Source organism: Photobacterium lucens, from assembly GCF_009873615.1.
GTDB lineage: Bacteria > Pseudomonadota > Gammaproteobacteria > Enterobacterales > Vibrionaceae > Photobacterium > Photobacterium lucens.
Window position 1 is genome coordinate 1 of the sequence record NZ_SSMG01000321.1, and the last position, 6,368, is coordinate 6,368.

The following is a 6,368-nucleotide window of genomic DNA, read 5'->3' on the forward strand; positions in this document are numbered from 1 at the left end:
GAATAGCGCAGTTTGGTAGCGCATCTGGTTTGGGACCAGAGGGTCGGGGGTTCGAATCCCTCTTCACCGACCACTTATTAAGAAGCCTCGTCGAAAGACGGGGCTTTTTTTGTGTCAGTTATATTTTATTGAATAAGCGGTTTGGTAGCGCATCGCAGCTCTGGGTCAATAGCGGACCAGAGGGGCGGGGGTTCCTGATCTATTCAAAACCTGCTCTTCACTGACCACTAATTAAGAAGCCTCGTCGAAAGACGGGGATTTTTTGCATCTATCATATTTTATTGAATAGGCAGTTTGGTAGTGCATCGCAGCTCTGGGTTAATAAGTATTAAGCTACGAAGAGCTTGTGATGCCTTCCCAATCTTCACATTGTGCGGTTGCGCCTTTTGTGATCCTTTCGACCTTAAAGCCTGCTTTTTTCATTAATGCAGGCAGTCCTTGCTCACCAATTAAATGAAATGCACCGACAACAACCATAAAACGTCCTGATTGATAATCTGGTGATAACGTTAAGGTTTCAGCCCAATGACGATTGCGAGCAAAGATCAATGCTTCATTGGTTTCTGGATCATATTGGGTGTCATTAAATAACGTTTTAAATTTTTCACTGTCACCTTGTTTCCAAACATCCACGAGACACTGTAAAGAGGCTTTAGTTTGTTGCCAGTGGGCAATGGTTTCAACCAACATGACATTACCGTTGTGTGGTAGGTTTTGTAGCAAGCTTAATTGATACTCCACACTTTCTAATGATTTGATCGGAATATGCTGTTCTTCTGCTCGTTTTAATAAAACGTAATCAATACCTTGATCTGTTGATAGATTTAGCTGTTTAGCTAGCGTTAATTGAAGGTAAGTCGCTGTTAGCCAAGGAGGCTGACTTGTGAGCAGTTTATAAGGTAGCGAGAGAGACTCGGCGATAGTTTTAAGCTTTGCTAACTGCTCAGTATTTAGTGTTTCTTGAGTATAAGGCGGCTTATTATTTTGCTCTGTTGGTGTGGTGGTAGGCTGAAGAATATTGGCTTCCACTATGAGCGCATCGGCTTTTTTCCACTGCGATAAAAAGGCTTGAGGTAATGGGAACATGTCTTGTTCGCCCGCATGAATCGATCCTAACACATAAAATTGGCGATGATTATCATAGATCTTCCAAACAATGGGCTCTGCTAATGCGTGATGAGAGATAAAAGGAAGAAGTAGTAATGCTTTGGAAAGCAAGGATTTAAACATTTGTTATCGAGCTCCTAAAAATAAGCACTGCTTTAGTTATAACAAAATTATTAGGCGACGTAATAAAAAAGAAGGCTACCGAAGTAGCCTTTGATCTGATTAAGCAACTTGCTTAGTTTGATTGGCGAAGGCTAGGATGAAGCCAGAACCACCAAACAATAAATGCGATAGCGGCAATACCAAGTAATAAAAACATCATTATTTCTCCTCTGTTACTTGAGGTTGATAGCTTGGTTTAAATAAACGTAAGCGATTGGCATTGGTTACTACGGTAATGGAAGATAACGCCATTGCAGCTCCTGCAATCACAGGGCTTAATAATGCACCCGTAATTGGGTAGAGCACACCAGCTGCAACTGGAATACCTAAGCTGTTGTAAATAAAGGCACCAAATAGGTTCTCCTTCATGTTACGTAAAGTTGCTTTTGATAGTTCTAGCGCATCGGCGACACCATGTAGGGAGTGGCGCATTAAGGTAAATTGCGCACTTTCAATCGCTACATCGGTACCGCTACCCATCGCAATACCCACTTCAGCTAACGCCAGTGCAGGGGCGTCATTGATACCATCGCCTACCATTGCAACACGTTTACCTTGTTGTTGTAGCTGCTTGATTTGCGCCGCTTTACCATCAGGTAATACGTCAGCTACCACATCGTTAATACCTAGTTTATTAGCAATAACCTGCGCGGTTTTATAGCTATCACCTGTTAGCATTACCACCGTTAAGCCCATCTCTTGCATACGTTTTACGGCACTTAATGAGTCGCTACGTAGTGGATCACTGATACCAATAATGCCAACTAACTGATTGTTTTGCGCTAAATAAACCGGTGTTGCGCCTTGTGCTGCAATACGATCAAAATCATCTTGTGCCTGACTGATTTCGATATTGTGTTTATTCATGAGCTTTTCATTACCCAGCATAACTGCTTGCGCATTGACGATACCTGAGACACCCATACCTGCTGTTGCTACAAAATCACTGACGGACTCAAGTGCTAATCCTTTTTGCTTTGCTGATTGAATAATAGCATTAGCTAAAGGATGCTCAGAGCCTTGCTCTAAACTTGCCGTCAGTTGTAGCAGCTGATCTTCGTCTAAGTTATTGTAGCTATGAATGTTTACAACTTGTGGTTTACCTTCAGTAAGCGTACCTGTTTTATCTAATACAACAGTATCGATATTCGCAGCTTGCTGCATTGCTTCAGCATCTCGAATTAAGATCCCTAACTCAGCGGCACGACCAACCCCGACAGTGACAGACATTGGCGTTGCAAGGCCAAGTGCACAAGGACAAGCGATGATCAGAACGGTAGTTGCGGCAACTAACATATACACTGATGATGGTGCAGGGCCAAAGTAATACCAAACCATTGCGGTAATTATGGCAATGATCATCACGCTTGGAACAAAGATACTTGAAATAGTATCGGCTAAACGTGCAAGAGCGGGTTTACTGCTTTGCGCTTGGCGAACGAGCTGGATAATACGTGCCAACATGGTATCGCTACCAATGTGCTCTGCTTTAAAGAGTAATGAGCCTTGTTGGTTAATGGTACCTGCTCGAACTTTATCTCCAGTTTGTTTATGTACTGCTAATGGCTCACCTGTTAGCATGGATTCATCAATATAGGTATTGCCTTCAATGACAACACCATCAACAGCCACTTTCGCACCAGGACGAAGGCGTAAGATCATATCGCTTTTAACATCACTCAATGGACGCTCTGTTTCGATCCCATCTTCAACTACAATGGCGGTTTGAGGTTGTAGGTCGATAAGACGCTCTAATGCTTTCGATGTTTGACTACGAGCACGAGCTTCAAGTGCATGACCTAAGGTGATCAAACCGATAATCATGGCTGTTGCTTCGAAATATACATGACGAGCTGCAACTGGGAACATGTCAGGCTTAATTACAACTAACATCGAAAATAGCCAAGCTGCGCCTGTCCCAAGAGCAACTAATGTATCCATCGTTGCACGGTGGTGTTTAAAGGCTTTCCAGCTATTGATATAAAAATCTTTACCAACAGTAACTAATAACAATAAAGTGATTAACCCAACGAATCCCCATGCAAATTGGCTGGTGGTTGAGTCGATCATCATACTGCCACCAAAAATTCCCCACGCCATCATAGGAATACCTAAGCCAAGGGCAATAAAGGCATTTCTGAGATGAGTTTTAAAGGTTTGAGTATTTTGCTCTTGCTGACGTTGACGACGGGTTTGCTCATCTTCACTCAATTCAGCATCATAACCTGCCGCTTTAACCGCTTGGATCACTTGTTCAATATTAGGATTACCAGCGACTAAAGCAGTACGCTCAGCCAAATTAACATTAACATTTTCTACACCAGCAACCTGTTTTATCGCTTTTTCAACAGACGCAACACAGCTTGCGCAAGTCATGCCTGATAGTAGTAATTGTTGTACGTTGTTAGCGGTTGGTTTTATCGCTTTAGACTGCGTTTCTTCTACTGTTAACTTTGGCTCCATTTCAACAGTCTCTTTAACTGTATCGGAGGCGGTTGGCGTTGACATATTAAATGTAATACGTTGCTCTGCGTGGTAGCCCGCATCGGTAATTATCGCAATCACATCAGAAGCTGAGTGTGTTGTGAGGAGCTTGGCATGGGTTTTATCGAGCTCAAGAATGTCGATATTACCTACTTCATTAAGTTTATCAGTCAGCTTTTCGACACATCGACCACAAGACAGCCCAGATAGCGTAAAAGTTAGTGTATGCGCAGCAGGTTGTGGGACTTCTGATACCACCTGATACCCTAGTGATGTAATGATGTCAGTAAGTGTTTGCTCACTTAATGCGCCCGTCACCTCTGCTTGTTGTTTGGTAACGGTATAGCTGAAGATATCATCACGTTGGCTGAAGGTATTTTCAACTTTTGCCACACAGCGACCACAAGATAGACCTGATAGTGGCAATTGATAACGAAAGCCGATTTGATAGCCTAATGTATTGATTTGTTCGTAAATGGCTTTAAGTGGACTATCGCTAGTTAGCGTGATTTGCTTGGTATCGATATTGACAATCTGGCAGTCAGGCAATGGTGCTAATGCAGAACGGATTTTCCCTACACAATTCATGCAGTGGACGTTAGCAAGTGGGAGAGTAATGGTATTCATTGCGAGCCCTTACGCCTTAAAATAAGAAAGAATAGGCTAAGAATAAACCTTCTAGTTACTGTAGGGTCAAGGGCTGTTTTTGTTATTTATACTAATAAAAGTAAGGTAAGGGGATAAAGATGATTAATATTAGTGAAGTTGCTGAAAAAACAGGCTTATCAGCGAAAACAATTCGATTCTATGAAGCCAAAGGGGTCATTTCACCTGCACCGCGCGGCGCAAATGGTTACCGCTATTACAACCAAAACCATATTGCGGAGCTACTACTGATTAAGCGTTCACGGATGATTGGTTTTTCATTAGATGAATGTCGAGAATTGTTGGCTTTATCAACAGATTCTGGCCGTCAAAGTCGTGATGTGAAAGAAAAAGCTCAGCAGAAACTTAAAGAGATCGATAATAAAATTAATGAATTGCTGCAAATGAAGAAGACACTGGAAGCATTAACGGTGCAATGTCCAGGGGATAAAACGGCAAGGTGTCCGATTTTAGAAGGGTTAACGAAAGCAGAATAAGCAGGCGCTGCAGGAGTAGCGCCTATGCTTTGGTGATTTATGACTCACTGTCTGTCATTGCAAGCGTGCCATCATATGGGATCACTTGTAATTTAGGCTTTGGATGCGAGCCATACATGATTAATTCATCTTTATTTAAGCGTTCTATCGACAATTGATGCCAGAAACGTTTATTGACCATATTTAAGCTCTCAATGGCAGAGTCGGTGATCTTCTTAGTATGGTCTTCATTACTTGTCACTAAGATCGCAGCATTACCAAACGCATAAAAATACATGCCTTTTAATACGGTATAGCCATTATCTTGCTCTGGATCTGGGTAATCAATCAAGGTGTATTGACCAAATTTACAACTGCCAAATTGCTCATGCCCTGGTGTTATTAACTTATAGTTAAAGTCGCATCCCATGCCATTAATAATGGGAAATAGCATAAGAGCAACCAATGCCATGATCAGGTATTTAATTTTTTTCATGTAGCTTACCTGCTGAATCGATGAATACCGTGCCTTTGGCAGGCAAGTCTTTAGGTAACTTATTTAAGTTAAGCAGTTCAATGTTACCACAGATTTGCTGGTTATTAACGGATACACAAGGAGGCGATTGCCAGCTGCTTGTCCATAACCCAATCCAGGCTAGGACCGCAACAATACAAGCGGCGTAGCCAAATTTAGCCATTTTTGACAATGGGGTGATCACAACGACATTATCGTTATCAGTATCAGGCTTGTTCGTTGTTGTTTCATCTTTATTGTTTGAAGCTAAAGATGGTGTGTCTTCCGCGATATAGTCAGCTTCAACCATGACTTCTGGTTGAATTTGATGTTGGATAAAGGTGTTCTTAGCGATAGTGAATCCAGCACCTTTAATAGTAATGATGATTTCATTTTTTGTTTTAAAGGCCTTACGCAGGTTCGCGATAGCTACGTTTAATGAATTAGGCACAACAACTTTATCAGGCCAGCCGATTTCTAATAATTTGTCTCGGCTGATGATCTCGCCACTATTATCGATTAAATATTGCAGTATCTTTGTTTCACTAGCACTTAGTTTCGTTGTTGTTTCAGGTGTAGAATAAGCGCTTTTTTGGGGTTCAAAGCTATCTTTACCCTGCTTATATATAATCATCGAGTTACCTATTCACTATCAATAAAAGACAATACGGTTTAGGCCGTGCCTTTTGTTATCTTTATCGTTGTTATTATTTATAGTGCTAAATGTACTTATCTATATATTTAGATTGCTATAGATAAGGTGGATTCTTTTAGCGATTGGCAAGTCATTAATGAAGCATTCACTAACATGTATAGTGCTTCAGAAAAAACAAAAAACATTGTTTTTCTTTATTGCCTGCGCTGATGCTAACAAAAAAATTTATTTATGGAAGGGATAATAAAACGATTGAGAGCGGATTTGTGTGGATAAATTAACCTTGAATTGTTTTTTATACAGTTTAAGGATACTTAATTTGAAC

Annotated in this window: 5 protein-coding genes; 1 reads left to right on the forward strand and 4 read right to left on the reverse strand. The window is 41.1% G+C overall.

The features are described 5' to 3' along the window. Positions 1-333: 333 nt before the first annotated feature. Both E5A76_RS13880 and E5A76_RS13885 read right to left on the reverse strand, forming a co-directional pair. Complete coding sequence (locus E5A76_RS13880) at positions 334-1,230, reverse strand: TraB/GumN family protein (protein ID WP_161119280.1); 897 nt, start codon at positions 1,228-1,230, stop codon at positions 334-336. A 198-nt stretch (positions 1,231-1,428) separates the two neighbouring features. Continuing rightward, positions 1,429-4,380, reverse strand: a complete 2,952-nt coding sequence (locus E5A76_RS13885; RefSeq protein ID WP_161119281.1) for a copper-translocating P-type ATPase — start codon at positions 4,378-4,380, stop codon at positions 1,429-1,431. 119 nt (positions 4,381-4,499) lie between these two features. On the opposite strand from E5A76_RS13885, the gene cueR reads away from it, so the two are divergent. Then, a complete protein-coding gene (gene cueR / locus E5A76_RS13890) occupies positions 4,500-4,895 on the forward strand; it encodes a Cu(I)-responsive transcriptional regulator (RefSeq protein ID WP_107164826.1) in 396 nt (131 codons plus the stop codon). A gap of 37 nt (positions 4,896-4,932) precedes the next feature. Here the strand turns inward: cueR and E5A76_RS13895 are convergent, their stop codons facing one another. After that, entirely contained in the window at positions 4,933-5,370 is a 438-nt protein-coding gene (locus E5A76_RS13895) for a hypothetical protein (protein WP_053988626.1), read from the reverse strand. After that, on the reverse strand, positions 5,357-6,022 hold the full coding sequence (locus E5A76_RS13900; protein ID WP_161119282.1) for a winged helix-turn-helix domain-containing protein: 666 nt from the start codon (positions 6,020-6,022) through the stop codon (positions 5,357-5,359). Before E5A76_RS13900 ends, E5A76_RS13895 begins: the two co-directional genes overlap by 14 nt. Positions 6,023-6,368: the final 346 nt, after the last annotated feature.

What these genes read in the sequence shown, in the direction of transcription:
- E5A76_RS13880 (WP_161119280.1), bottom strand. Translation starts at nt 1,230, where the DNA reads ATGTTTAAATCCTTGCTTTCCAAAGCATTACTACTTCTTCCTTTTATC.
- E5A76_RS13885 (WP_161119281.1), bottom strand. Translation starts at nt 4,380, where the DNA reads ATGAATACCATTACTCTCCCACTTGCTAACGTCCACTGCATGAATTGT.
- cueR (WP_107164826.1), top strand. Translation starts at nt 4,500, where the DNA reads ATGATTAATATTAGTGAAGTTGCTGAAAAAACAGGCTTATCAGCGAAA.
- E5A76_RS13895 (WP_053988626.1), bottom strand. Translation starts at nt 5,370, where the DNA reads ATGAAAAAAATTAAATACCTGATCATGGCATTGGTTGCTCTTATGCTA.
- E5A76_RS13900 (WP_161119282.1), bottom strand. Translation starts at nt 6,022, where the DNA reads ATGATTATATATAAGCAGGGTAAAGATAGCTTTGAACCCCAAAAAAGC.